This is a genomic window from Paucilactobacillus salsurae (genome assembly GCF_054784995.1).
Genome location: NZ_BAAHWX010000027.1, coordinates 1 through 1,632, shown reverse-complemented (window position 1 = coordinate 1,632; position 1,632 = coordinate 1). Strand labels below are relative to the sequence as shown.

General features: G+C 38.6%; 2 protein-coding genes. Both read right to left on the bottom strand.

The features are described from left to right. On the bottom strand, positions 1-1,351 hold a 1,351-nt coding region (locus ACYVQZ_RS09970; protein WP_461241227.1), incomplete at its 3' end, for a phage NrS-1 polymerase family protein. A gap of 18 nt (positions 1,352-1,369) precedes the next feature. Continuing rightward, positions 1,370-1,632, bottom strand: a 263-nt coding sequence (locus tag ACYVQZ_RS09965) for a DUF669 domain-containing protein (protein ID WP_461241225.1), incomplete at its 5' end; no start/stop codon positions are given.

The window sequence follows — 1,632 nt, the reverse complement described above, 5'->3', positions numbered from 1 at the left end:
GATCGTGGAGAATACCACTGTTCATATCAATGTAACCATTCTCGGCATTCAGTAAAGTTTTATCCTTATCAAACTCACCGTGCAAAATTGGTACTCGATGTTTAATCTCATCTAGGATTGCTTTCTTTGAATGGTTGCTGCGGGTTTTTTGTAAAAAATTATCCCAGTTTTTTTTGGCATTCTCTTCTTCTTGCCCTGCCGCAATAAACAATTTTTCATTCTTCATAACTTCCAGCATGTTATCCAAGTAACTAGCAATCATGCCTTGGTTATCAACTTCCCAATAACTGCCGTTATACACAAACCAGTTTTTATCAATGTACGAATATCTAACTAAGTTTTCGTATAAGTCCATGAAGCGGTCTGCATTACCGGTATCATCCCAACTGCGTGGTGGTTTTGGCTTATCGTCTTTCTTATCATCATCTCCACCAAAATTAAGAATGTACTTATTCAATGGCTGTTTCTTTGGATTGAATGTCTCACTTGTTTCATTAATGGCTTTGTTCAGTAATGCATTGCCATAGGTTGTCTTTCCGTGTTGTTCATCATACTTAGGTCGCATTAAATCTGACGATCTAAATATCTGATCCATCTTGCTGAAGTCTCTCCCACACCAGAATGCGAGTGTATCTGCGAAAGCTAAGTCAGCTTCAGACTGTGATGGATAATGATTCTCCCAGCCACCTTGCATGAATAATTTGAACCGATTACCATTCTTAGACATTTCAGCCCGTCTGATGATTTCATCAACATCTAAGTCGTTGGTTGTAATTGTGGATTGATTCGGTAGCTGCACGACTTTATCTTCACCAAAAAACTTGGTATACAACAGCTTAATGTTTTCAGGTATTGGTGCATTGACGTGGTTTGCAAACGGTCCAATCGTTTTACCAGTTAGTGCAAAGAATCGTCCTGATTCATACATTTCAATGTTGCTTTTCCGTCTGCGATTGCCTGGTATTTTACCTTTGAAAATCGCATGAATACCTTCATCAGATAGACTTACTTCGGTATAACTTTGCAACTTATCAATGACATCTTTCACAACTGTATGTTGATAATCGCCAAGCAGATATTGTTCAATCTCATCTTTAATGTGATCAATATCTAAACCGACATAACCATTGCCAAAATAGAAAGCTAAGCCATCACGATTGAATTTCTTCATACCTGCCAGGGCTGTTTGAAAATCTACCCAAGTTTCGGGTGCGTTAGAACGTCCTCCCTCGTCATTTAAGGCGTTGTGTGGAATTTTGGTATACTTCTGTCGTTCTTCATTCCAAACCTTTTCATAAGTCCCCCATTGCGTTAAGGACCGTAATTCAGTTGGTATATTGTCATAGTTCAATTTATAGCCTCCATAAATTTAGAATGGTAAATCATCACTTGAGATTTCAATTGGTTTGCCGTTGTCTTTCATTGATCCTGATTTATTTGCCCAGGTATGTTGCACGCTCTCAAATTTCGTCTTGCTAAAGTTCCATGGTGCAACTTGGTTAACATCAGTTGTTTTTCCTTGGTATTCGTTTGGTTCTTTCTTTACATAGACCAAGACCGGTTTGTTAGCAATCGCATTCATGAAGTCTTCGATTGATCCAAGTTGTGTCCCTTCTGGAATCTCAGCAGCTT